This is a genomic window from Aeriscardovia aeriphila (assembly GCF_002259595.1).
In the GTDB taxonomy this organism is placed as follows: domain Bacteria; phylum Actinomycetota; class Actinomycetes; order Actinomycetales; family Bifidobacteriaceae; genus Aeriscardovia; species Aeriscardovia aeriphila.
Genome location: NZ_MWWU01000001.1, coordinates 51,885 through 77,620, shown reverse-complemented (window position 1 = coordinate 77,620; position 25,736 = coordinate 51,885). Strand labels below are relative to the sequence as shown.

Annotated in this window: 15 protein-coding genes and 3 tRNA genes; 11 read left to right on the top strand and 7 right to left on the bottom strand. The window is 54.4% G+C overall.

What is annotated here, in order from left to right:
• The first annotated feature begins 82 nt into the window (after nucleotides 1-82).
• Entirely contained in the window at nucleotides 83-1,441 is a 1,359-nt protein-coding gene (locus tag AEAE_RS00285; protein WP_094689185.1) for an aminoacyltransferase, read from the top strand.
• An 11-nt stretch (nucleotides 1,442-1,452) separates the two neighbouring features.
• Here AEAE_RS00285 and AEAE_RS00280 read toward each other — a convergent pair.
• Nucleotides 1,453-1,534, bottom strand: a tRNA-Leu gene (locus tag AEAE_RS00280).
• A 117-nt stretch (nucleotides 1,535-1,651) separates the two neighbouring features.
• Nucleotides 1,652-1,724, bottom strand: a tRNA-Thr gene (locus tag AEAE_RS00275).
• A gap of 304 nt (nucleotides 1,725-2,028) precedes the next feature.
• On the opposite strand from AEAE_RS00275, the gene AEAE_RS00270 reads away from it, so the two are divergent.
• From AEAE_RS00270 to AEAE_RS00255, 4 genes are all read left to right on the top strand, one after another.
• Nucleotides 2,029-3,306 carry an acyltransferase family protein gene (locus AEAE_RS00270; protein WP_094689184.1) on the top strand — a complete coding sequence of 426 codons (1,278 nt, stop codon included), beginning with the start codon at nucleotides 2,029-2,031 and terminating at the stop codon, nucleotides 3,304-3,306.
• Between the two features lie 221 nt (nucleotides 3,307-3,527).
• Nucleotides 3,528-5,225: a glucose-6-phosphate isomerase gene (pgi, locus tag AEAE_RS00265; RefSeq protein WP_094689183.1), complete on the top strand. Its 1,698-nt coding sequence runs from the start codon at nucleotides 3,528-3,530 to the stop codon at nucleotides 5,223-5,225.
• A gap of 399 nt (nucleotides 5,226-5,624) precedes the next feature.
• On the top strand, nucleotides 5,625-7,997 hold the full coding sequence (gene rho, locus AEAE_RS00260) for a transcription termination factor Rho (RefSeq protein ID WP_244569562.1): 2,373 nt from the start codon (nucleotides 5,625-5,627) through the stop codon (nucleotides 7,995-7,997).
• Nucleotides 7,998-8,787: 790 nt separating this feature from the next.
• On the top strand, nucleotides 8,788-12,174 hold the full coding sequence (locus AEAE_RS00255; RefSeq protein ID WP_148139925.1) for a SpaA isopeptide-forming pilin-related protein: 3,387 nt from the start codon (nucleotides 8,788-8,790) through the stop codon (nucleotides 12,172-12,174).
• A gap of 88 nt (nucleotides 12,175-12,262) precedes the next feature.
• On the opposite strand, the gene valS is transcribed toward AEAE_RS00255, so the two are convergent.
• Both valS and AEAE_RS00245 read right to left on the bottom strand, forming a co-directional pair.
• Complete coding sequence (gene valS / locus AEAE_RS00250; RefSeq protein ID WP_094689180.1) at nucleotides 12,263-15,082, bottom strand: valine--tRNA ligase; 2,820 nt, start codon at nucleotides 15,080-15,082, stop codon at nucleotides 12,263-12,265.
• A 121-nt stretch (nucleotides 15,083-15,203) separates the two neighbouring features.
• Nucleotides 15,204-16,898 carry an ABC transporter substrate-binding protein gene (locus AEAE_RS00245; RefSeq protein ID WP_094689179.1) on the bottom strand — a complete coding sequence of 565 codons (1,695 nt, stop codon included), beginning with the start codon at nucleotides 16,896-16,898 and terminating at the stop codon, nucleotides 15,204-15,206.
• A 139-nt stretch (nucleotides 16,899-17,037) separates the two neighbouring features.
• On the opposite strand from AEAE_RS00245, the gene nth reads away from it, so the two are divergent.
• Nucleotides 17,038-17,787 carry an endonuclease III gene (gene nth, locus AEAE_RS00240; protein WP_094689178.1) on the top strand — a complete coding sequence of 250 codons (750 nt, stop codon included), beginning with the start codon at nucleotides 17,038-17,040 and terminating at the stop codon, nucleotides 17,785-17,787.
• 52 nt (nucleotides 17,788-17,839) lie between these two features.
• Here the strand turns inward: nth and AEAE_RS00235 are convergent, their stop codons facing one another.
• Nucleotides 17,840-18,565, bottom strand: a complete 726-nt coding sequence (locus tag AEAE_RS00235) for a response regulator transcription factor (protein WP_094689177.1) — start codon at nucleotides 18,563-18,565, stop codon at nucleotides 17,840-17,842.
• Nucleotides 18,566-18,996: 431 nt separating this feature from the next.
• Here AEAE_RS00235 and AEAE_RS00230 point away from each other — a divergent pair, with 431 nt between their 5' ends.
• Nucleotides 18,997-20,040: a hypothetical protein gene (locus AEAE_RS00230; protein ID WP_094689176.1), complete on the top strand. Its 1,044-nt coding sequence runs from the start codon at nucleotides 18,997-18,999 to the stop codon at nucleotides 20,038-20,040.
• 192 nt (nucleotides 20,041-20,232) lie between these two features.
• Here the strand turns inward: AEAE_RS00230 and AEAE_RS00225 are convergent, their stop codons facing one another.
• Nucleotides 20,233-20,739, bottom strand: coding sequence for an inorganic diphosphatase (locus AEAE_RS00225; protein WP_094689175.1), 507 nt, complete (start codon nucleotides 20,737-20,739; stop codon nucleotides 20,233-20,235).
• A 164-nt stretch (nucleotides 20,740-20,903) separates the two neighbouring features.
• Nucleotides 20,904-22,964: a maltotransferase domain-containing protein gene (locus tag AEAE_RS00220; RefSeq protein ID WP_094689174.1), complete on the bottom strand. Its 2,061-nt coding sequence runs from the start codon at nucleotides 22,962-22,964 to the stop codon at nucleotides 20,904-20,906.
• A gap of 344 nt (nucleotides 22,965-23,308) precedes the next feature.
• Between AEAE_RS00220 and AEAE_RS00215 the strand changes: the two genes are divergently transcribed.
• From AEAE_RS00215 to AEAE_RS06740, 4 genes are all read left to right on the top strand, one after another.
• Complete coding sequence (locus AEAE_RS00215; RefSeq protein WP_094689173.1) at nucleotides 23,309-23,740, top strand: Hsp20/alpha crystallin family protein; 432 nt, start codon at nucleotides 23,309-23,311, stop codon at nucleotides 23,738-23,740.
• Between the two features lie 38 nt (nucleotides 23,741-23,778).
• Complete coding sequence (locus AEAE_RS00210; protein ID WP_094689172.1) at nucleotides 23,779-25,059, top strand: alpha/beta hydrolase family protein; 1,281 nt, start codon at nucleotides 23,779-23,781, stop codon at nucleotides 25,057-25,059.
• Nucleotides 25,060-25,218: 159 nt separating this feature from the next.
• Nucleotides 25,219-25,292 (top strand) — tRNA-Met (locus tag AEAE_RS00205).
• A 137-nt stretch (nucleotides 25,293-25,429) separates the two neighbouring features.
• Complete coding sequence (locus tag AEAE_RS06740) at nucleotides 25,430-25,588, top strand: hypothetical protein (RefSeq protein ID WP_158520441.1); 159 nt, start codon at nucleotides 25,430-25,432, stop codon at nucleotides 25,586-25,588.
• The last annotated feature ends 148 nt before the right edge of the window (nucleotides 25,589-25,736 follow it).

Sequence of the window (25,736 nt, the reverse complement as noted above, 5' to 3'; positions counted from 1 at the left end):
GGGCGTGCCTGTGTGGCGGGTTTCCGCTCGTTATAATGAGGTGTTTGCGACCGCTACCTACCGATCTACCTACGGAGTATTGATGAGTTCACTGCAGTTTACAGAAATCTCGCCTCAAGATTTGGATTCTTTCAGCGCGAGCTTGCCTCAGGGCAATTTCCAACAGACAAGCCAGATGGCCGCGATGAGGAGATCTCAAGGTACGCAGGTTGAAATCCTCGCCGTCAAGAGGGAGGGAACGGTAGTCGCTGCTTGCGTTTTGGAAACCTACCACTCTCGCCTTTCCACTTTCAGTGTCGTGCATAACGGTCCTCTTCTGGATTATCACGACGAAGAACTTGTCACTTTCTTCTTCACTCAGCTTCAACAGCGCGCTCGCAAAAATGGCGCTTCCCAGCTCGAGATCATTCCCGAAACTATCTATAACCTGCGCAATTCCGACGGCAGCCTGATGGGTGACGGCTTCTCGGCGGCCGGCCACGACGCTGGTGACGACGTGCCGGCGGCCAGCCACGACGCTGGTGACGGCTCTTCTCGCCCTGCCATTTCTCCTGTCGCTTTCGCTCGCGAGCCTGAGATTGCCACTCTGGAGAAGCTAGGCTTCAAGCATTCTGGCTTTACCGTGGGTTACACGACCATTCCGCGGTGGCGCTACCTCAAGGACCTCAGCACTATCGCTGATGAGAAAGCCCTGCTTGCCAGCTATTCCAAAAACACTCGTCGTAACGTCAAAATCGCTGCAAAATCGGGTGTAACAGTGCGTGCAATTGGCCGCGACGAATTGCCAATCTTCCATCATCTGTGCGAGCTAGCCAGCGAAAAGCAAGGTTTTGACAACCGCCCGCTCGAGTACTTCCAAGCCTTGTACGACAACCTTGGCGATAAGGCGCAGTTTATGCTCGCCACACTTGACCTGAAGTATTACCTCGAGCAGTGGGAGGCCAAAAAGCAGAAGGCTGAGGCGGAAATCGCGCGTTTGCAAGCCTTGCTGGCAACCTCTCGCTACCCTGAGTCAGTACACAAAAAGATTGCCACTGCTCAGAAAACGCTCACTGCCTGCGAAAACCGCATCGCCCGCGCTCACGAGTACATCGAGCAGGATGGGACGACGGTTGATATTTCCGCAGCCATGTTTGTGTGGCACCCTCGTCAAGCTTTCTACTTGTTCTCCGGCTCGGATGAAAAGTATGCGAAGTTCTATGGTCCGACAGCTTTGCAGCATTGGGTGATGACAGAATCGCTCAAGCGCGGGCTCATGTCATATAACTTCTACGGAATTGATGGCGTTTTTAATGATCCGAATTCGCAAGGCCATGGTGTGCTCGAGTTCAAGCAAGGTTTCCAAGGCTATGTGGCGGAAATGACGGGCCAGTTCAGTGTGGTACTCAAGCCGGTGACCTATGCGATGAAGCAGATTGCCCATCACCTGCTGGGAAGGTGATGTGTGCTGCGTGCGCAAGATGGGACTTGAACCCACACGACCGAAGTCACAGGAACCTAAATCCTGCGCGTCTACCAATTTCGCCACTCGCGCAATAGAGGATAACCCTAGCGAGGCTCAGGCCTGCGGGGTTAACTCCTCTGAGGCCTACCCCAGCTGGGGACTGACCCTAGGTAAACAAAAAGCCTCGAGAAAAACTCAAGGCCTCAGAGCCGCTTGACAGAATCGAACTGTCGACCTTCTCATTACGAGGGAGACGCTCTACCGACTGAGCTAAAGCGGCAGGCGGTGTTGCTGAAACAGTGACACCACGAACAATGAAGAAGTGTATAACATAACAGCCTCTCAATGCAAGGCCCTGTCCGCGCGCCGCCCTGCGCGCCGCCGCTCCCTACCCGGCTACCTGTAAATTCTCAGAAAACACTCAGATAACCGCCGAGCAGCTTTCAGATGAAGCACTTAGCTTTACATACAGGTGACAACGCAGAAGCAAGCCTGACGATAGCCCAGTGGCGCTCGCTGAGAAACGAGCCCCTCGGCAGCCGGCAGAAGCACAGCTTCACGCAGTGATCAGCGAGGAGGTGACCATGGCTTCAGTCAAGAGACGCGATATCGAAGTGGAAGTTCTCCGTATTGTGTCAATCTTGGGAATTGCTGTATTCCATACCTTTTTGCCATGGATCAACGCACTCTTCCACAACATGGACGACGGCGTAGGCATTGGCGTCAGCGGCATGACAACATCATTCACTGCCCTCTTCCTGCTCGCCCTCATCGCCCTGCTTGGTTCGTTCGGCAACAACGTCTTCTTCATGATCTCGGGTTTCTTCATTATGCCGAGCCTTGAAAAGGACAGCCGTACTCCCGGCTACTGGAAACGCCAGACGCGCAAAACCTTGCGCCGCATCGCTGTCATCGTCGCCTCGGTGGCCATCATCGGCGCACTGTGCTGGCTGCTCTCCCTCGTGCTCCCCATGGATTACTTTTCCACCGGCGTGGTGGGCCGCTTCACCATGGGCTTGGAATTTATTTGGTTGTACGCCATCATCGTCGCCTTCGCCCCGGTTTTCGCATGGCTGGCCGTACGCATCGAAACCTGGGCCAACGTGGTGGCAATCTTGTTCGTCACCGTTATGGGCTTGAACCTTTACGTTGTCTTCTTTGACCAAGTCGCCCAATCAAGCTGGGTTTTCGACTGGCGCAAGCTGCTCTCCGGCGCAACCTACGTCGTCGCCTTCCTCGTCTCCGGCGTCATTGCTGACTCGTGGCGCTCCTTCCGTCACGTCTCCGGCATCTTCTTCATCGGCATTCTCTTCGTCACTGTCATCTTCATGGCAGGCCTCGCGCTTCCTGGCGATAGGGCAGTGATCGGCGCGCTGACCTACAAGTCCACGTCGGTGCTCTCCTTCCTGTTGGCCGTCGGCTGCCTGATGCAAGCCATGAACCTGCGCGACCGCCACCGCGAGCAGCGCGAGTTGAGGCCTGTCGTCGATGAGTCCGGGCTTTCCTGGGCTGAGGCGTCGGTAAAAGCCCGTTGGAACCGCGTCATTATCAGTGCCGCTTCTGGCATTTTGGGCTTCTACATTTTCCAGTCGCTTTTCAACCCCGTGTGGGAAAGCTGGATCCGCCCGCTTCTGTGCGCCGTTTTGGGCATCGCTCCAGGCTCAACGAATCGCGCGCTTCCTCTGCCGAGTGGCTCGCTGCTTTTCTCGCACTCGCTTCCGGGTATGATGACGTATAAACCGGTGGTAGTGTTAGCATTCATTGTGTTAGGCACTCTGCTGTCCGCGCTCTATATTGTGGCGATTTTGCTGTTGGACCGTGTCGTCCGGCGCCCTCTGCTCAAGCTCATGAGGCTCGCGTGAGGCCTTTTTGCAACCGATGGCGAAAGCTTGTGGGTAAGAGTAAAGCTTCCTGAAAATCTTGGAAAATAAAGAGTTTCTCAAGATTATCAGTACTCAAAAATGAGCCCTCAGCAACCGGTATGCGTCAGTGTCTGCAATCGTTGCTAAATTGACAGCGTTACGGATGCAATGAGGCTGTTTTGCGCCCGCTCTTGTTGGGCTTTGGCGCGGAAAGGACAATAATGGCCATCAATCCACCAGTCGATGCTACGAAGACCGACGCTTGGCAGGCACTGCAGAAGCACTATGACGATCTGCAGTCCGAAGGCATCAACCTGCGCCAGTGGTTCGAGCAGGACCCAGAGCGTACCGCTAAGCTCTCCTTCGAAGCTGGCGATCTGCATTTCGACCTCTCCAAGAACCTGATCAAGCCAGAAACTCTTGCTCTCTTCGCTGACCTTGCTAAGGCTGTCAAGCTGCAAGAGCGCACCGAGGCTATGTTCTCTGGTGAGCACATCAACAACACTGAGGATCGCGCTGTTCTGCACACCGCACTGCGCCGTCCAGCTTCCGACGAAGGCAAGCTCATCGTCGACGGCCAGGACACTGTTGCTGACGTTCACGAAGTTCTCAACCGCATTTACGCTTTTGCCAACAAGGTTCGCTCCGGCGAGCACACTGGCGTGACCGGCAAGAAGATTACCACCGTCGTCAACATCGGCATCGGTGGCTCTGATCTGGGCCCAGTCATGGTTTACGAAGCACTGAAGCCATACGCAGACGCTGGCTTCACTGCTCGCTTCATCTCCAACATTGATCCACAGGATCAGGCTGAGAAGGTGAAGGACCTCGACCCAGAGACCACTCTCTTCGTCATCGTTTCTAAGACGTTCGGCACTCTCGAGACCCTGACTAACGCTCGTGACGCACGTCGCTGGTTGCTCGACACCCTCGAGAAGAACGGCGCCATCGACGGCTCTGATGAGTCCAAGAAGAAGGCCGTTGCCGCTCACTTCATCGCCGTTTCCACCAACCTCGAGCGCGTGCGCGAGTTCGGCATCGACGAGAAGAATACTTTCGGCTTCTGGAACTGGGTTGGTGGCCGTTACTCCGTGGATTCTGCCGTCGGTACCATCCTCGCCATCGTCCTCGGCCCACAGCGCTTCGAGCAGTTCCTCGAGGGCTTCCATGCTATGGATGAGTACTTCCGTAACACTCCAGTGGAGAAGAACGTCGTGGCTCTCATGGGCTTGATGAACGTGTGGTACACCGACTTCTTCAACGCTGAAGCTCACGCAGTGCTGCCTTACAACCAGTACCTGCATCGCTTCCCTGCATACTTGCAGCAGCTGACCATGGAGTCCAACGGTAAAGGTGTTCGCTGGGATGGTACCCCAGTTACCTCTAAGACCGGTGAGATCTTCTGGGGTGAGCCAGGAACCAACGGCCAGCACTCCTTCTATCAGCTGATCCACCAGGGCACCCACCTGATCCCAGCTGACTTCCTGGCCTTCGCTAACACCGCTTATCCAACCAAGGATGGCGACCAGGATGTTCAGGAGCTCTTCCTCTCCAACTTCCTGGCTCAGACCAAGGCTCTCGCATTCGGCAAGACCCTCGATGAGGTTCATGCTGAGGGCACCACGAACCCAGTTGTTGCTGCAGCTCGCGTGTTCACTGGTAACCGTCCAACTACCTCCATCTTCGGTGACTCCCTTACCCCATTTGCACTGGGCGAGCTCATCTCCCTCTATGAGATGATCACTTTCGTCGAGGGCACCGTTTGGGGCTTGGATTCTTACGATCAGTGGGGTGTTGAGCTTGGTAAGAAGCTCGCTCTCGAGATCGCTCCAGCTCTGTCCAAGGATGACAAGGCTCTGGCAGCTCAGGACCAGTCCACTCAGGCTCTCATCAACTTCTACCGCGCTCACCGCAAGTGAGTGTGCGCCCGCTGATGCGCGTGTGTGAATGCATGGTGAACTCATGACAAACTCATGACGCTTCAGCTGTGAAGTTGCTTCACAACCTGAACCGCGGTGCAAGCTTCGGCTTGCACCGCGGTTTTGTTTGCCCGGAGGTTCTTCGGTGGGGGGGGCACCGTGCCGCGGGCCGCTAATGCTGCTGTGCCGCCGTGTCACCGTGCCGCCGCATACTCATCTGAAGCGGTTCATGGCGAAATTGTTGAGCATCGGGCGTTTTGCTTGCCGTTAGGGTAGAGGCTGGAATATACTCAGAGCAGTGATATGAGCTGTAGTGTTTCGGCTCTTTTCAACTTTCCAATTCTTTTATTACGACTCTACCCGTGTATACACGTGGTAAAAGTCCATGAAAGGTGTGTTGTGGCAGCAGCCCAGAATTTCGCAGATATGAAGCTCACCGACCTCAAGCAGGTCGCTCGTCAGATGGGCATTCGTGGCGTTTCAACCATGCGTAAGCCTCAACTTGTTGCAACCTTGGAAGCCGCACGCAGCGGCGGCCCAGCACCAGCAGGCGTGACTGTGGGTGAAATTCGCCGCGGCCGCAAGCCAGGTTCTACCAAGGCTGTGCTGCAAGCCCGCCAAGAGGCCCGCGAACGCGAAGAACGTGAGAACGATGCGCGTGAAGCTAAAGAGCGTGAAGAACTCGCCTTCGGCACTCATCTTCTCGATGACCTCGAGCGCAGCATTCAGCGTGTAGCACAGGAGAGCGCCAGCAACGATGCTCGTCGTTCTTCTTCACACGCTTCCGACAAGAATAACCATGAAGAGCAAGGCGGAGAAAACTCGGAGCGTAGCGAGGAGCACCAGCCACCGCATATCTACCGCCAGCAGAATGGCCGCTTCGAGCACCGTCCACGCCTGCGCGACGACGGGGGTACCGACTCTCGCAATGAGCGCGAGCGTTCCGAGCATGACGAGCGCAACTCCCGTACTGAGCGCGCGGATCGCAACGAGCGTGACGAGCGCCAAAATCGCGCGGATCGCAACGCTTCCCAGCTGCCTGATCTGCACGAGTCCCTCGGCGAATTGCACCACGACAAGGCAGAGGGCATTGAAAACCTCGACCTGGGCATCACCCTTCCTCAAGGCCGTGAAACTGGTCGTCCATCCATTCGCCGCCAAGGTGGCCGCGTGACTCGCTCTGCTGGTGCACCTCGCCACAGCTTGGATGACATTTTGGCTTCCTTGCCTGACCGTTCTGGTAACGCTCAGAACAACTCCTCGAACGCCAATAACGAGGAGGAAGACGGCAACCGCCGTCCACGCCGTCGCGACTACCGCAACGAGGAGAATGACGAAGCGACAGTGATCCGCACCGTTCGCGTCACTGACGACAGTTCAGAAGAGGAGGATACCCAGTATTCTCGCCGCAACTCCCGCTTCGCCCGTCGCAACGCTCGCCAGGCTGATCGTCACGATACGCGCGACTCTCGCGACAACAACCGTCGCCGCACCCGCACTGACCGCAATGACAACGCCTCTTCTCAGCGTTACGAGCGCACGGAAAACAACGAAGAGCAGGACGCTCGAGATTATCAGGACGCAGCCGAGCAGCCACAAGAACCAGCAATGGTCGAAGTGGCCGGCATCGTTGACCTCATGGATTCCTACGCCTTCATTCGTACATCGGGATATTTGCCGGGTGCTAACGATGTCTACGTTTCCATGGGTCATGTTCGCAAGTATGGCTTGCGTAAGGGCGATGCCGTTCGTGGCCTTATTCGCTCCCCGCAGAGCAATGACTACCACAACTCTCGTCAGAAGTTCGTGCCATTGCAGGCCATCACTCAGATCAATGGTTTGAGTGTGGAAGAGGCTCAGAACAGGCCAGACTTCAACAAGCTCACCCCAATTTACCCGCAGCAGCGTTTGAAGATGGAGACGAGCTCGAACAAGCTGATTGGCCGCATGATGGACATTGTTTCTCCTATTGGCAAGGGTCAGCGCGGTTTGATCGTTTCCCCGCCAAAGGCTGGTAAGACGATCACGTTGCAGTCCATCGCCAACGCCATTCATGAAAATAACCCGGAGTGCCATATCATGGTTGTCCTCGTCGACGAACGGCCGGAGGAAGTGACCGATATGCAGCGTACGGTTCATGGTGAGGTGATCAGCTCTACCTTCGATAAGCCAGCTTCTGACCACACGACAGTTGCTGAACTGGCAATTGAACGTGCTAAGCGTTTGGTCGAGTTGGGCCAGGATGTCGTCGTGCTCCTCGATTCCATGACGCGCTTGGCTCGCGCATACAACATTGCTATGCCTGCCTCCGGCCGTGTTCTCTCGGGTGGTGTGGACGCTCAAGCTCTCTACCCGCCGAAGCGATTCTTTGGTGCAGCTCGCAACATTGAAAATGGAGGTTCTCTGACGATTATTGCCTCCGCTTTGGTGGAGACTGGTTCGAAGATGGATGAGGTCATTTTCGAGGAGTTCAAGGGCACTGGCAACATGGAGCTTCGCCTTTCGCGCGATCTGGCTGATAAGCGTATGTTCCCAGCAGTGGATATCAACGCTTCTGGCACTCGCCGTGAGGAGCTCATCACTCCTGCCGATGAGCTGGCGGTGACGTACCGCCTGCGTCGTCTCTTCGGTGGTATGGAAGCTGAGCAGGCTTACTCTCAGCTTGTTCCTCGTTTGAAGAAGACGGCGACAAACCGCGAGTTCTATGCTCAGCTTGTGGCTAACATGGGCGCTCAAGGTGCTCAGCTTAACCAGCAGTTGGGTAAGCAGTAATATCGCTCAAGATTGTCACCGCGAGTGAACGCAGACAAGCTGCGTTCCTGAGGATAAAAAATCATCGGGCCGCCTTCGGGCGGCCTTTTTGTTAAGAAAACAGAGCGATAGAAAAGAGAGCGTGATAGCAAGCGAGTGCTCGTGAAAAGCAACAACATCGATCGTGCAGCGAGAACATGTGGTAAAAGCAAGGGCTCGCAAGAGGGTTCCCTCTCACGAGCCCGAAGCATCCGCTCCCCATTGAACAGACAGTGTGTGATGGCTATCGTTCATCGCACACTGTCATTCTAATGTGCTTTTGTTTTTTTTGGGCAAGAAGAATAAATTCTGGCGTTTTGAAAAAGAAGCCAAGGAAAGAACAGCATTCGTCTTTTATCAAAAACTTTTCATATTTTCTGAATTCTCTCAGAAGCGCCGTTTAGATTATCACTGTGGCATAGTACAGTGCCACAAATTATTGTCATCTTTTTCCTGTTTCTCGCGGAATGAAAGAAACAAATACATGCTGTGCAGAATGAGTAGAGCGCGTGATAGACTGAATACTGTTGAGAGATGTGACAGTATGCCGTCCTCTGCCCGGAAGATGAGAGATAACAGTGTTGCACGCACTGATATAAGGCTGACAGGGTACAGAATGGGCGCACGCGAACCATCTGTGTGAAGAGCTCACGCGCAACAGAGGGGCGAACACTGTTGAACGTCAAATGGGTACAACGGGTGAATGAGCCAGAAGAAGGTGAGAAACGTGGTACAAAGGCTAATGCCTGTACGCAACAAGCATCAATTCAGAATGCGCAAGCTCATTGCACTGCTGATTGCGCTCGCTATGGCAGCCATGGTGGCTTTCTCTTCTGCTTCCTTCGCGCACGCTGTCACTGATGATCCTGATTACTATGTGGCATCCGGTGTGTCGCTGGACGCGCATACGCAAGTTTCCGAACAATCTGTTCAAACAGGTTTCAAGTTCTATATTCGTGTCAATTCTCAAGGTCAGAAAAACCCGACCAATTATCGCGTCACCGTTACCATGCCTGGCGACTCCGTTCAAGCGCCGAACATCCCAGGTTTCTCTGATCAATGGGGTGGCCCGCATACCATTTCCACTCCTGTGAAAGATGCTCAAGGCAACTGGACATTTACCATCACCTGGCCTACCTATGATGCCACGTCCAGTGTGGTAATTCCAGTTTCCGTGGCATGGGGAACGGATGTTCCCCTCGACTATCGCCTGCCAATCTCAGTGTCGTATTCTTCTGACCAACAAGCTCAAACTGCAGGAAAAGATACCCTGGCCGTCACCTATGCGTACCCTACCCCGCAGCTGAGCCTCAACGGGCCACGAACCCAACAGGGTGCAACTACGTACGCGACAACAGTAGATGGGGTGAAATATATTAGCCCCGATGATCTTGCTCCGGTGATCTTCAACTTCTCTATTACTAACGGCAGTAACCTTCGCCGAGTGAGCAAATATGATATTTGCGATATTCTGCCTACCTACATAGGCGCTGATGGCCAGCAGCACACGGCGCAATTGTCGCGCCAATCGCAGGCCGATGGGTGGAAGCTTTCCCCAGATGGTACGACAGCATGCTTCCGTGCAGATGAGAGCAATGACAAGTACAACGAAATTGCTGTAATGCATAGCTTGGATCGCTCTTTGCCACAGTATTCCATTGGCTTGACTTTTCCCTACCTGCCTTTGACCGGCGTAACTGATGGAGACCCATCCACTCAGATTGTCAATAAGGCATATATCGACGCTTACGCCAATAATCCTGCAGATACGGTAGTTCAGCGGACGAATATTGCTAGCTCGCCGCAGACCGTTGTGGTTGGCGGTTTCATCAAGTCGGCAGGCCCAGAAAAGTTTGCTCCGAGCGATTTCACTCAAACCTCCGCACACAAGAACATACCTTTGCAGTGGACTGTGCGCTGGTCGAATACGTCGAATGTCGCTGCAACGAATATCGTTCTTTCTGACCGCTCCATCACGGATGGGCAAGGCAAAGCTGTTACTAATGATTCTCGCTTCAAAATAACTGGACTCGACCAGCTGTATGTTCGCCCGCGCGGACAATACTGGTGGCCGAATCTCACTACACTAGCTGATGCTGGGCAAACCGTTGTCGTTGCGCGTACTGAAGATGGCCATGAAGATACCTACCCGCTGACTTGGTCGGCAGATAAAACGGTGAGTAATGCGCTGACATTTGACACGTCAAAAACCTATGTTTCTGCGCAAATTGTTGTCCCCAAGACTTATGCGCTCAACTACGGTGAACAGATCAACGCGCTTTTCCAAACTCAATGGAAAGACCCTTCTGCTATCAACTATGACTCAGTGACAACAACGAATAACACTTTTGTCAATAATGCTGATTTGTCTGCTGGCTACTTCTCGACACATAAAACCTCCACTCTGTTTGGCTGGTCGAGAGCAGAAACACATCTGCTAGCCCCTGCCCCAGAAAAGCTCGTGCTGAATGCATGGGCCTTTAACTCTAATCTGACGAAGGATGGCAGCGATCCTCTTCTCGTTTACGCAGTGCGAGCCTTCCTCGACCCAGAGAAGGATTACAAAGACCTCCGCGTTCTCGCCCCAATCCCCCCTGGTTTTACGATGACGGGAACTCATAACCAGAATGCCGATGGTTTGCCAGGAACATGGAATAGCACCTTTGTCAGCAGCTGGGAGAAAGTGGAAAACTACAGGGGTACTGGTCAGGACTTTTTGATCTTCCACATCAACCAAGATGCAGCCAAAAAAGCATTCTCCCTCTACCCTTCAGGCACAATGTGGATTGAAGTCAACGGTAAGGTAGACTTCTCTCAGTCCTTCTCGGGAAATGGTGCGAATAAGGTTCCAGCCTTCTTCACAGCGGATAACGCCCCTGTTCAGGACGACTCCAACACCATTGAGGACACAATGCACTTTGGCCCGAATAAGAACATTGTGTTCTCCATGGGCTCGTACACGACGTTGACTGCAGAAGGTGATTCCTTCATCAAGAGCTTGTACGGAAGCTATCCTGCTGCTCACGCCTCTCAAGGTTTGGGTGAAACGAGCATGACGATCGTTCCAGGAAGAACGGTTTACTGGGCACTGTCCTACAACAATGGCAGCTCTGTTGTTCGTAAAGATCTGCAAATGTTCGACACTGTTCCCAATGTCGGCGACGTGATGCTGGTGAACGGTCAAGCTCGAGGTACACAATTCCCCGTCAGATTGGCAGGAAAGGTTACTGCTGTTCTCTACAATTTCCAAACGGGAAAGACGACCGACTACGACTTGTCGAAACTGAACATTCGCTACACCACCGACCCTCGTGCAACAGGAATGACATGGGATGCGTCCAGTGCCGACTCGAGCATCACTCGAGTGGATACGACGATGGATGATCCGACTATTCCTTGGGATGGCATCACTAGTTTCCGTGTCAGTTTCGGCGATGTTCCAGCCTACTCTCGCGTGCGTTTGATCTTGCCAACCCAGATCCCTGAAAATATTGGTGAAGATGATCCTGCACTGTTGGCAAAGGCCAACCCAACTATTCAATCAGTGAATGCTGCAGCATTCACTGTGGATGGACGTTCGCCAGTGCAATCAGTTCCTTCTAGCCTGAAAACACTGTTTGGCTCTTTCTCCTTCAAGAAGGTCGATCAGTTTGGCAAATCTGTTGCTGCCAGTGAGGTTAAACTCGTTGAATCACTCAAGGGCTGGGATGGCGATGCGTCTACATATTCTTCTGCTCCGTCTTCTTCGGTGACGAAGACGGAAACCTACACGAATGTCGATCATTACGACTGGAAGAATATACCAGCGGGCGAGTATGTTCTCAAGGAAACGAAAGCTCAGCCTGGTTACAAGAACACCACATGGGAAGCGCATATTAGCGTGGGCTATAACGAAGATGATCTCACCATGGAGGCGACACCAAAAGTGACGATCACCTGTGTGAATACTGCTCCTGAAGGTTCGAAGGGCTCAGGTGGGTGCTCTGTTGATGGAACGAGCGTTACCCTGGTCAACCAAAAGAGCGCGGTGATCGCTACAATGCCAGCAACAGGCGATTGGCAAATGCTCGTTGTCGCAGCAGTCTATACGCTTCTGCTTGCCGCGCTGATGTTTGGGATTATCATTGTGTGGCGTCGCGACAGTGCGATGAGCGTCTGATCAGCTAACACAATGAAAAAGCCGGAGGAAAAACCTCCGGCTTTTTCATTTTCCAGGCAGGGAAAACGCAGCGTGACAATCTTGAGCGTTACTTCTTCTTAGCTGGAGCCTCACCCAAGGTGGAGTTCTCAGCCAGCAGAGGAACATTCGAGTTCTCATCAATGTTTGCCGCAGCTTCAAGAGCCTGCTGAGCCTCCTGCTCAGCCTTCTTACCCTTCTTTGGCTTAGCAGCAAGCTCCTGCTCCACTTGCTCGCGCAACTTCGTGCGAATCTCCTCAATGCTCAATGCCTTGAGCTTGAGATTACCAGTGACGCGACCAGCCTCCATAATGTCATCCAAAGAGGCCTTCACCTGTTCAACAGTTTGAGGCAAGGTACCCAGGGTGACGTCAAGAATAGGAGTTTTCATCGACACCTTAGCGGTGGACTTGAGCTTACGCAAAGCGGCCAAAGCCTTACCAGCCTCGTCCAAAACCTCAGGAGCAACACCCAGAGCAATGCCCGTGTAGAAGCTCGCCTCAGGCCAAGAAGCGCGATGGACAGAACCTTCGCCCTCATGCATCCAATGCCACACTTCTTCTGTTGCAAAGGGCAGGAATGGAGCGAAGAGTCGAACGAAGCAATCCATCGTCAAACCTAAAGTGGTACGAGCAGAAAGAATATCGGCTTCACTCGGGGTTTGGTTTCCCAAAGTAGACGTGCCGTAAGCGCGGTTCTTCACCAACTCGATATAGTTGTCGCAGAAGTTCCAGAAAGCAGTCTCGACGGTCTCAAGAGCCTTCGAATGCTCGTAATTCTCGAGGTCCTTCGTCGCTTGCTTCACCACGCGGCCCAAACGAGCCATCACAGCGCGGTCGAGCGGCTTCGTGATGTTGGAAGGGTCCCACGTCACATGAGCAGGTTCGCTCACATGGAAGTTCTCATCCTCGCGGCCAATGGCCAGAACGAACTTTGAAGCGTTCAGCAGCTTGATTGCCAAGCGACGGCCGATCTTCATCTGACCGACATCATATGTGGCATCCATACCCAGGCGAGCTGAAGCAGCCCAGTAGCGCACTGCATCAGCACCATACTCATCAATAGGTTCAGTTGGAACAACGACGTTGCCTTTGGACTTACTCATCTTCTTGTGGTCAGGGTCAAGAATCCAACCAGAAAGAGCAGTATCAGCCCATGGCAGACAGTTATTCTCCAGCTGAGCGCGCACGATGGTGGAGAACAGCCAGGTGCGGATGATGTCCTGACCCTGAGGGCGCAGATCCATCGGGAAGGTCTTTTCATACAGGCCGTCGTTCTCATCCCAGTGAGTGACGATCTGAGGAGTCAGAGACGAGGTTGCCCACGTATCCATCACATCAGATTCGCCTACAAAGCCGCCCGCCTGGCCGCGCTGGCTCTCTGTGAAACCTGCAGGAGTATCCGAGGTTGGGTCAACAGGAAGTTCACTTTCTTCAGGAGTGATCGGATGGTCATAATCGACTTCACCGTTGTCCTTGACTGGGTACCACAGCGGGAAAGGAACACCGAAGAAGCGCTGGCGGGAAATGAGCCAATCAGAATTCAAACCATTGACCCAATTCTCATAGCGAGCACGCATGAAATCAGGATGGAAAACGAGCTCACGGCCACGAGCCAACAGCTTGTCACGAAGCTCAAGGTCCGTACCACCATTGGAGAGGTACCACTGACGAGAAGTGATAATCTCGAGAGGCTTTTCGCCCTTCTCATAGAAGTTCGTCTCGCGCATGGTTGGCACCGGTTCGCCAATCATTTCGCCAGTTTCCTGAAGAGCCTCCACCATTGCCTTACGAGCAGAGAAGGTCGTCTTACCAGCCAAAGTTGCGTACACTTCGCGGCCCTTGTCGGAAGTGATCCACTCAGGGGTTTCTGGGTTGATGCGACCATTACGCATGATGATAGAGCGAGTAGGAAGGTGAAGCTCACGCCACCACTGAACATCAGTAGTATCACCAAAGGTGCAGCACATCACCACGCCCGTGCCCTTATCAGGCTGAGCAGAAGGATGAGCGTAAACAGGAACTTCCACACCGAAAACAGGGGAGAGAACCTTCGTACCAGGAAGGTCCTTATAACGCTCATCATCAGGATTGACAATCAGAGCGCAGCAAGCAGCCAACAATTCTGGACGAGTAGTTTCAATGAACACGTCACCAGAACCATCAGCCTTGTGGAAGGCCAGCTTGTGGTAGTTGCCCGGGTAAGGGCGAGCTTCCAGCTCAGCCTGAGCAACGGCCGTCTGGAAAGTGACGTCCCACAAGCCAGGAGCTTCCTTCTGGTACACCTCGCCACGAGCGAGATTGCGCAGGAAGGCCTTCTGAGCGACCTTGCGAGGACGCTCACCGATGGTGTGATACACCTGGTCCCAATCTACGGACAGGCCAATCTTGGTCCACAAGTCGCGGAATTGTTCCTCATCGGAGGTGGCGAGCTGTTCGCACAGTTCGATGAAGTTACGCCGAGAGCAGGGAACCTGATCGCGAGCTTCCAGCTTCTTGCCTTCAGTGCCGTGGAAAGGTGGCTTAAAGTTCGGGTCGTAAGGAAGAGATGTGTCGACGCGCACACCAAAGTAGTTTTGAACACGACGCTCGGTTGGCAGGCCGTTGTCGTCGAAGCCCATCGGGTAGAACACGTCGTAACCGCGCATGCGCTTATAGCGGGCGATCACGTCGGTATGTGTGTAGGAGAACACATGGCCGACGTGCAGATGGCCAGAAGCAGTTGGCGGTGGGGTATCGATGGAGTACACCTCGCCACGAGGATGGTTTCCATCGAAAGCATAAGTTTTTTCAGCGGCCCATTTTTCGGTCCACTTATCTTCGAGGCCTTCAACACCCACTTTGTCAGGAAGTGGGGTGAGGTCAGCAAGCATCACACCGTTTTTATCCATGCGTTTAAGTCTATAAAGGCATTGTGACGTGTGGCGCTAGCGCGAGCTCGCGCCCAGAACGCTGGGATGTACGGGGGGGCGTGCGCGCGGCGAGCGCAAGGAAGCGGGTGTGCCCAGCTTGCTACTTGCTGCTACTGCTGGGGCTACTGCCAGTGGTAGCGACGTTACTCAAATCCACCCACTCATCCAGCATGGAAGTTGGCATACCAGTGAAGCCCTTCTTCCACAAGCTCACGCTATTCATCTGGTAGAGCCACGTCCACGGCTGATTGGCCAGCAAGTGCTGAGCAGCCTGATCAATCTGCTGCTCATACTCTTTTTGCGTTTTTGCCGTGCTGGCAGCCTCATACGCCTTATCTGCTTCCACAGAGTCGAAATGCCACCACGTATCATGCGTGAACTTCGAGAAGGTGTACAAACCACTATCCAAGAAGGCAGCCATATCGTACTTCATCTTGCCTTCCGGAGCATTCGTCACTTCATCATGCCACTGCTGCGCATTCAAACGCACCAGCTTCAAATGGTCGCCCATAGCTTCCGTCTGCTCCACCATCTTGTCAGCAACAGCCTGGGGGAAATCAGGGCTTAACGCCATGGTGAAAGTAGTCCACCCGTAATACATAACGAAGTAGCGAACATCCTGCTTCGCCTTCTCCAAGTCATTCTCCTGGCCTTTGAGCGCATCCTTATAGCCCAACTCCAAAGAGTTGAGTGGGCTCGCGTTTACAAAACCAGAAGAGCCGCTGACCTTGAGCAGTTCGTCGCGGTTGAACACCATGCGGTAGATCAAACGGTAGCGCAAATCGGAGTTGAGCGAATTGTCATTGGCATTGAATACAACCACAGCGCGCTGCGTACTCGGCCCGGTGACAAGGCGGGACGAAAGGTCCTTGTCGGCTTTAGCAGACTGATAATCTTGAGCGTCCAAGCCGATAGCACCATCGAGCGAGCCCTTCCTAAAGCTTTCGAACAGCTCATGTGAGGAAGGGAAGTACTTCACTGAAATAGCGTCAAAAGCAGGCCGAGCACTCGTACGAGCCGCCTTATACTGCGGATTTGACGACAGGCGAAGGGTGCCACCGTTGCGAGTAGAGAAAGAATACGGGCCAGAACCGGCAGGCAGATGGTCGCCGTCGAAAGAAGAACCAGCGCTGGCTTCATAAACAATGCCTAAAGGCCCTGCAAGCTTGGTGAGTAGGAGAGGGTCAGGCTGGGAAAGGTCCATTTTCACCGTTTTCGCGTCGGTATTCGTGATGGCCGACACGTGAGCGAGAAGGTCGCCACCCAACTTTTGTTCACTCAAAGCTTGGAAGGACTTCACCACATACTGGCTGGTAACCGGCGTACCCGTCGCAAAATAAGCGGTTCGCAAGGTGAAAGTGTAGTGCAAGCCGTCCGAGCTCACCTTCCAACTTTTCGCGAGGCCCGTGTTCGTCACGCGGTTCTTCTGATCGCGGGCGGTCAGGCCTTGGTAAACAGTGGAAACGAGCAGGCGAGCAGCAGCAGGGTCGGTACGCGGGTCGAGGTGCTGAGGCTGGGAGAGCATGCCGATGCTTAAGGTTTGGCCGTTGGTTTCGACTCCGGGAAGGATGCCGCCGAAAACCTCTTCTTTATTGACGTTTCTGACGGCGAGGGTCGCAATAAGGCCAAAGATTACCAGCAGGACGAGGAACATCAGCGCGCGCAAAGGCCCGCGCTTGTGTCGAAACTCGTCGAGGACGCGAGAGCTGTTCTGCGAGCGTGGTGCAGATGTCCACTGTTTATCAGCCTGCGAATTGTCAGACTGAAAATCTGGTAATGTGCTCTTCTTGCTCATAGGTACTAGCTTAAACTAAAGACGGAAGTGCACTGTGAAAATTGTGCGGCTGTGGAAAACTTGCGGTTAGCGTGTGAGGCTAGTGCGTGCGGCTCGGCGTGGAGAGACCGTCCGGCGCAGTGCTCAGCGAGGAGGAGAGATGGCGAGAGAGACCAAGGCTCAACGTCATGAGAGGATGCGAGAGCAGTATATTCGCCTCATCGAACTCTACCCTGTGGCACAATGCTCTCTGCACCATCGCAATGAATGGGAACTGCTCGTCGCCACCGTGATGAGCGCGCAGACAACTGATGAGCGGGTGAACAGCGTAACTCCTGAGCTTTTTGATCGTTACCCTGATGCTCAAGCGCTGGCTCAAGCTCAACTGTGGGATGTGGAAAACATTATTCGCCCTGTTGGCTTTTACCACATGAAAGCTCTCCATATTATTGAGCTTTCCCAAGCGCTTGTTGAGCGTTTTGATGGCGTTGTTCCTCACACAATGGACGAGCTCACCACCCTACCTGGAGTAGGGCGCAAAACTGCCAATGTCGTACTGGGAGATGCTTTCCACCTTCCTGGTTTCCCTGTGGACACTCACGTCAAGCGGGTGACGAGTAGATTACGCTGGCATACGCAGTGGCGTAAAACTAACCCTGACCCTGTGGAGATTGAGAAGCAAGTTACTGCTGAATTTCCACCGGAATGGTGGGCTGATGTATCGCATCGCCTCATCTTTTTTGGCCGCAATATCTGCCATGCTAGGAATCCCGAATGTGAGGTGTGCCCGCTGGCTTCAACCTGCCCTGCTGCTCCACAGTTCTTAGCACAGAAAGCAGAAAAAGAGGCGCGCAAGAAGTATGCAGCGCAGAGAAAAGCGCTGAAGGGCCAGCGCGAGAGCCTGCGCTGAAGGCTCAGCGCGGTGGTAATCTCACACAACTCGAGAGGGGCGTGAAGGCAGACTAACGCTTCTTCGGCAGGTCGTAACGGTAGCCGACGTTGCGAACCGTGCCGATGAGATTCTCATATTCAGTGCCGAGTTTGGCGCGCAAACGGCGGACATGCACGTCGACAGTGCGAGTGCCGCCGTAGTAGTCGTAACCCCACACCTCTTGCAGCAGCTGGGCACGCGTGAAAACGCGACCCGGATGTTCCACCAAGTAGCGCAACAACTCGAACTCCTTGTAAGCCAAGTTCAGAGGCTTGCCATTCAAAGTTGCTGAATATCCGGCGGTGTTAATCACGAGGTCGCCCGAGCGAATAGTGTCAGAATCATCTTGACGACGAGGTTCCTCAACTTCATGGCGAATGCGACCGCGGCCAGTGGACACCATTCCTCGAACAGCACGCTCATTAATCAGCCTCAAGCGCGCCTCAACCTCGGCCGGGCTTGCCTGGGAAAGAATCAGATCAGAAACGCCCCACTCGGAATTAATGACGGTAAAACCGCCGTCAGTGAGAATCAGGATGATCGGAATAGAAAGATTCGTGGTGTGAATGAGCCGGCAAATAGACTTCGCCATACCCAAATTTTCGCGAGCATCCATGAAAAGGATGGTGTATTCCGGCATTTTAGGCAAAGCGCTGGGCTCGAGCGGCAGAACGCGGACGCGATGAGAGAGAAGCGCTAATGAAGGCAACACTGTTGCTGGATCATGAGCGGCTGTCATAAGCGTGAGGTCAGTCACGTCGGCTCCTCTCCGTGAGATGTACGAAAGTACTTCTTTATCTTAAGCACACAGGCGGAAAGGCAGGAGATTATCAGCAAAAACATCAAAAATTTCAGGTTTTCTAGCGCTGCTCTGTTTGCCATGAGACCTGGATAACAATTTCATAAGCGCTTGAGTTTCTATCTCTGATTGATAAGTAGGACGTAGAGAAAAGGAATTTGAATAGACTCTGCTGCAGCCAAGCAGGGGTTGACGCCTAGCGCTTATATTCGGCAGATTCTTACTCGTAGTTTGATCGAATGATGGAGTTTTTTTCGGATTTTCTAGTCTCGATTGTGAGCGAGGTGAGTGGAATCTGCTCACCTGAGAAACCAAGGCAGTGAGGCAAGCTGCGATGGCGCATTATTGCTAAGCTGGAGGGAAAGATGTGCACATCAAGGAGGACGAGCATGGCGTACAGCGAGAACGAGAGCAGGAACACGGAAGGTATGAGCGGTAACGACAGCACTGAAGTGTTCGCTGCAGCTGAGGTGAATGCTGCTCATGAAGCTCAAGAAGACGTTGTTTCCGCTGCGCCTGCTGCTGGAGAGGCAACAGCTGCTGAGGCTGCTGAGGCCGTTGAGCAAGGCGCTCGCACTGAAAAAGCTCAATCTGCAGAAAGGGCTCAATCTGCAGAAGCCGACGCTCCACAAAATTCCAGCGCCGCTCCTCAGCACTCCAGCGCACAGCACGCTTCTGCCGCTGACCAAGAACGTATCGAACGCATTAAAGTTGCATCGCGAGCAGCAGAACGCTCCCAGCGCACCTTCCGCCCGGCTCTGCTCGTCAGCGTTCTGGCCATCATCGCTGTGGCAATCATCCCGGCCCTGCTCACCTCGCTGCTGCCAGAAACCTGGCATATGGGCGCGCCAATCGTTGCCGCCGTTTTCGTGGTCATCACCATCGCCGCCATGGCCTGGCGCATGCCGTATATGGAGCCGGAAACCCCGCAAACCGCACCGAGCATCGTCGCCGGCGTGTGGGGTGTGTGCGGTGTCGCCGCCTCGCTTTTCGCCATTTTGACGATGAGCGTCTCTGGCCGCATTTCTTACGCGCTGGTCGAAGCTGTTTTCTGGTGGATGCGCGCCATGTTGTGGGCTCTGGTTGCCCTGATCACCGTGATTTTCGTGACACAAATGCTTCGCCGCGACCGCACTCATATGATCGCTTCCGCTGGTGAGCTGCTCCTCGTTGGCGCTTCGAGCTTCCTGATGGGCGGTTGGCTTTTCGTCCCGCTCCTGCTCACCGCGCAAATGCCGGCGATGGCGTGGGGCCTGCTCTTCATCGTCATCTTCATTGACATTGTGATGATGATCGGCTTCATCCGCTCAGCCTACATGCTCCAGCCTGGTGAAAAGTCGGCCGACCTCGATGCCGCTCGCGTAGGCGTTGGCTTGCCGTTGCTCACGTTGGGCTTGTGCGGCACGCTGATCCCGCTCTTCCTCTTGGTATGAGTTTCTCAAGATTATCAGTGCGCACAACTGCAGCCCGCCTAGCTTCGTCCCGTACAACTGCCGTCCGCTGAACACCTTCAAGCGCTGATAATCTTGAACAATAAGCTTGCGCCCCTCTTAACGCAAGAAAAAGCCCTGCACCCGTGAAGGTGCAGGGCCTTTTTATAACCGAAGCGGTTTTCTCGCCACAGCTCAGTTGCGCTTTGCGTTAGGGTCGTTGACGCGAGCGAATGCTGCATCAATGGCCTTCTGAGCGGCTTCCTTGTTCAGCCAGTGAGAACCTGGCTTGACGTCCTTGCCTGGCTCGAGAACCTTGTAGTTCTCGAAGAAGTTCTGGATCTCGTCGAGGGTGAACTTGTTCACATCGTCAACATCCTGGTAGCCGTCGAAACGAACATCTGCTGGCACGCACAGGATCTTGGAGTCCACGCCCTCTTCGTCGGTCATGTCGAACTCAGCGATGGCGCGGCACTTCACGACGCAGCCTGGGAACACAGGAACAGGAAGCATAACCAAAGCGTCCAGTGGATCGCCATCTTCGCCCAAAGTACCCTCAATGTAGCCGTAGCACTGTGGGTAGCCCATTGCGGTAAACAGGGTGCGGTCCAGAGTGATGCGGCCAGTGTGCTGGTCCACTTCATACTTGTTCTTCGAACCCTGCGGAATCTCGACCAACACGTCGAAAGTCTCGTTTGCCATATGCTCTCCTTTACGAGTCACCATTACCTTCACTATGGTAATGCGCGGCAGGAATTCTACCGCGCATATGCCTTCACCTCAGTTACGTTGCCCTCATGAAGTCTCTCAAGATTATCAATGCGCACTCATCAGCCGCAGCCTGATAATCTTGAGAAATTCGAAATTCAGGCGCGTACCGACAGGATGTGAGCGACCTCCTGGTTAGGAGACAAGCACACCCAGTTGTGCGAGCCCCAGTGGAAAACGGCTCCAGTGAGAAGGTCCTCAACGTCAAAGCCGGCGTTCGCATCCAAGGCCAGAGCGCCCAGGTCAAGCTCAATATTGGCGGCCTGCGTGTTGTGAGGGTCCAGGTTGACCACGCACACCAAACGGTCGGCCTTACCCGTCGGGCTTACCTTAGCCGGGGTATAGCGCGAGAAGGCGATGACATTCGGGTTATCACTCTTATGAACCGTGAGGTTGTGGAAGGAGTGCGTTGCCGGATGCTCGGAGCGAATCTTGTTGAGAACGGTGAGCAACAGCTTGATGCCGTACTGGTCGGTGGCATTCCAGTCGCGCACCTTGATCTCAAACTTTTCGTTGTCGGCAGGCTCTTCGGTACCTTCCAGCTGCTTGTTCTCCACCAGCTCATAGCCCGAGTAAATACCCCAGGTTGGCGAGCCCAAAGCTGCCAAAACCGCGCGGATAGCGTGAGCAGCAATGCCGCCGTCACGCAGGAATGCCGTCAGATTATCAGGCGTCGATGGCCACAAAGTGTCGTGAGTATAGAAGCCATCCGTGCCGTTCACCTGCGGCAGGAACTCCTCAAGCTCTTCACCCGTGTTGCGCCACAGGAAGTAGCAGTGCGACTGGGTGAAGCCAGCGTATGCCAGGGCGCGGCGAGGTGCTGGGCGGGTGAAGGATTCGGCGAGGAAGAGCACCTCAGGGTGGTCCTCGTGAACCTCGGCGATCACCTGCTGCCAGAAGGCAGTGGGCTTGGTATGAGGATTATCAACGCGGAATGCTGTCACGCCGGCCTTGATCCACACCTTCATGCAGCGCACGGTTTCTTCGATGATGCCGTCCATGTCCTCGTCGAAGTTGAGAGGGTAGATGTCCTCATACTTCATTGGCGGGTTCTCGGCGAAGGCGATGGAACCGTCAGCCTTGTGTTTGAACCAGTTGGGATGCTGCTTAACCCAGGGGTGGTCTGGCGAGCACTGCAGGGCGAAGTCGAGGGCGACTTCGAGGTCGAGCTCGTGGGCGCGGTGGCAGAAGTCTGCGAAGTCCTTCATGCTGCCCAGTGCTGGGTCGACGGTGTCGTGGCCGCCCTGCTCCGAGCCGATAGCCCATGGAGAGCCTGGGTCGGTGGGGCTGGCGATCAGAGAGCCGTCCTTACCCTTGCGGTGAGTGACGCCGATAGGGAAGATCGGTGGAATGTAAACGGTGTTGAAGCCTTCTTCCTTGGCGCGCTCCAAGCCGGCGACTGCAGTTTTGAGAGTGCCGGGGACGATGCTTCCGTCTGCTGCGTAGTGAGCGCCCTCCGAGCGGGGGAAGAACTGATACCACGAGGTGAAGCTTGCATGTGGGCGCTCCACTTCGAGGTGGAAGGTGGACGACTTTGTTTGGTTCGTGCGCAGTGGGTGAACCTCGTTGAGCTGGCGCAGTTCGTTGCTCTGAGCCAAGCTCAGGCGCTCCTCAGCGCTCAAGCTGGTGTCCACGAGCTTTTCTGCTGTGTCGTGAAGCAGCTTCTTGGAAGCGGCTGGGACGTGAGACGAGCGCTTGTTAGTCCAGGTTTGCAACAGTTGTGCACCTTCGGCGAATGCGTTTTCGAGGTCGTCGTCGTGAACGGACACGCGAATAGCGATGTCGTGCAGCCACAGAGAGAAGCGATCTTCCCAACCGGTGATGACGAAGGTCCAGTGGCCAAGCTGTGGGGCAACGTGGGCCTTATAACCGCTTTGCCATGGCATCAGCGTGCTGGGTTTGCCTGCTTGTGCCTGCAGTTCGAAGAGGTCAAGGCCTTCTTCTTTCACTGGCATGGCATAAGTAAAGTGCTTTCCTGCTGGATTAGTGAGGGTCACCTCTGCGCGCACGGGTTCGCGGCCTGCGCCGAAAACTTGTGCGGTGAGAGGGAATTGCTCACCCAATTCCACTCGTGGTGGGAACCCTTCTGGTGAAGGAGCTGGGGTTACGTTCAAAATTCCCAGCTGGCCGAAACGTGGGACGTTTTCCATGTGAGCCATAAAAGCGCCTCCTTGCTCATGGCTGTAATGGTTGCTATCGCTGTTGGCGACTCTTTCAGCTTACCGGTACACCTCGTTAAATTCGACAAACCCAAAACTTGAGCCTACTGCTATCAAGTTTTTAACTCAGAGTGAAATCGGGGAATGTGCAGCTTGATTTCGGGTTGAGCCAAGTAGAACAAATGACCACGATGGCCGGGCGAGCACGAGCCGTCCGAGCTCGCAGGCGCTCCACCCGCGGCTACTTCAACAGTCAGCCGCACGAGAACAGCCAGCCGCACGGGCCTGACGGCAAGCTTGAGCCCGCCATCGCGAAAAGCGTTAATGAAAGGACGTGAGGGTTTATGGCATTCCTTCCAACAGTTTTTGGTTCTGATTTTGATGACGCTTTTGATAGCTTCTTCCCCGATCGCATGGTTCGCAACTCCATGCCAGCCAACATCATGAGCACTGATGTTCGTGATAAGGGCGACGACTACGAGCTGTCCATGGAGCTTCCTGGCTTTGACAAGTCGGATGTAAACGTGCAGCTCAAGGATGGCAACCTCGTCGTCACTGCAACTGCGAAGAAGGAGAGCGAGGATAAGGATTCTCAGGGCAAGCTGCTCCGTCGCGAGCGCTTCTCTGGCACCCGTTCTCGTAGCTTCTACGTGGGTGAAGGCTTCCAGCCTCGTGACATCCACGCCACCTTCTCCAACGGCATCCTCACTCTGACCTTGCCGAAGAAGGCTCCTGCTAAGGATGAAGCCGAGACTACTGTCGCCATTGAAGGCTGAGTTAGCGTAGGCTCAACTTTGCGCCCTACAATGGGCGTATGACTTCTCACGATTACACGGAAACATTCGCCGACCCAACCAATGAGGCGGATGATTACCGTGATCACGATGATTACCGTGACGAAAACGATTCTCGTGACAAAAAGGCGCGTTCCCACCATGCTGGGGCGCGCCATTTTTTGGTTTTACTGCTCGCACTCGCTTTTGTGGCAGCCAGCGCCTTCTTTGCTTTCCGCACCTTTTCGCAGGGCCGAGCTGCCCGGCAGACGGTGGTGAGCGGCGCAACTTTGCCGGTGAGAATCCAGCAAGCTCTCAAGCGGGATCCGCGCGCTTTTGGCGGCTTTACTGTGCCTCACGATGTTGATGAGTGCGCCACTTTTGGTGAGCAGCCTATCGCAGGGCGCAAGATTTCCACTCAGGCTGAATCCACCCTGAGTCCAACCCTTCGCTCGCGAGCTCGCACGTGCCGTGAAACCCACGAGCCACAAGAGGCATTGTCATGGCTGGAGGAGAGAAACCAGCAGTCGCGCTTTGCGGGGCAGACCCCTGCTACTGAAACGGTGAAAGTTCCCGTACCTGGCTCGCCTGATCAATTCCTCTCGGTAACGAGGTTGCGAGCTGCTGGGCAGTTGAGCAGTGATAATCTCAAGCCCCGCCCTGTTGTGATATGCGTCTCAGGATTAGCAGTTACGCAGAGCGCCTGCCGTGCGAGTGTTGGCCAACGGCTGGCTCGCGCGGGCTACGACGTCGTGCTCTTCGACCCGCGAGGAATTGCGCCAGGTGCGGCATCCTCCGGCTCGACCACCACGATGTCAGCGAAAACAGAGGCGCAAGATGCCCTGACCGTTACCCAGTGGTTGCGCAACCAAAGTGATGTGAACATCCAGCAGATTACGCTTCTGGGGCAATCGCAAGGAGGGCTTGCTGCGCTGATCGCACTGCACGAGCAGTCGAAGTGGTATGCGCGCGCAGTTTTCGAATATCCAGCGTTTATGCTGCCTCACCTTGTGCGCTATGTTTTCCAGGATAAAGCTCTGATTCCTGAGCAGGTGACGCAGTTTGGTGTGACCTTGAGCCGTCAGTATGCGACGGATATCTGGGATGTTGATGCGAACCGTTGGCTGGCGCAGATTCCTGTGCCTACGCTCATTGTTCAGGGCATGGATGATTCTGTTGTGCCGCCTGATGTCAGCTACCGCGCGGTGGGGGAGATTCCTGAGTCGCAGCTTGTGTTGCTGCCTGGCCAGCCGCATGGTTTCAACGAGGATGGCACGCTTCTTGCTTGTGCTCGCGTGGTGAGCTTTATCGATAATTCGTGAGGCGAGCGGACGAGTTTGTGAGCGGTGAAGTGAGAGGACGCGCTTGTGAGTGTCGACGTGAGCCGGTTTCACTGTTTGTTCACTGCTTTCGTGTCAGTGCTTGACAAGTTTTTCAGACTGTGTAAACTAGAGAGACGTTGCACAAGCAACATCGCGTATCGCGGGGTGGAGCAGCTCGGTAGCTCGCTGGGCTCATAACCCAGAGGTCCATGGTTCAAATCCATGCCCCGCTACTAATGCGGCCGGATTCAGTTTCAGAATCCGGCCGTTTTCCGTATGAAGAGGCGTCTCTCTTTACTTGTCAAACCGTGCCAGCGCAGGGCGCGTTTAGCGCCCTTGCTGACATTTTGTTTTCGCAGCGTTATTCAGCATGACGTTCGGCACTGCTTCTGGTGCTGGTTCTGCTAGTGCTAAAGGGCAGGAAGGACGATCTCTTGTTGCGCATAAGCAAGTCATGACGGTGAGAATTCTGGCCGGTATCTGCATTCTATGCGTGGCAACCGGTCTTGTTTTGTTGTACGTTGCTTGAGCTGGGTTCTCGGTTACGCACTGTTTGGCTCAAGCTCAGGAAAAATAACTCAAGATTATCAGAAAAGAAAACTCCACTGCCGAATCACGGACAGTGGAGTTTTCTTTCTACCATTCACATCCCGCGGTTGTAGGGGATGTGGCCGCCG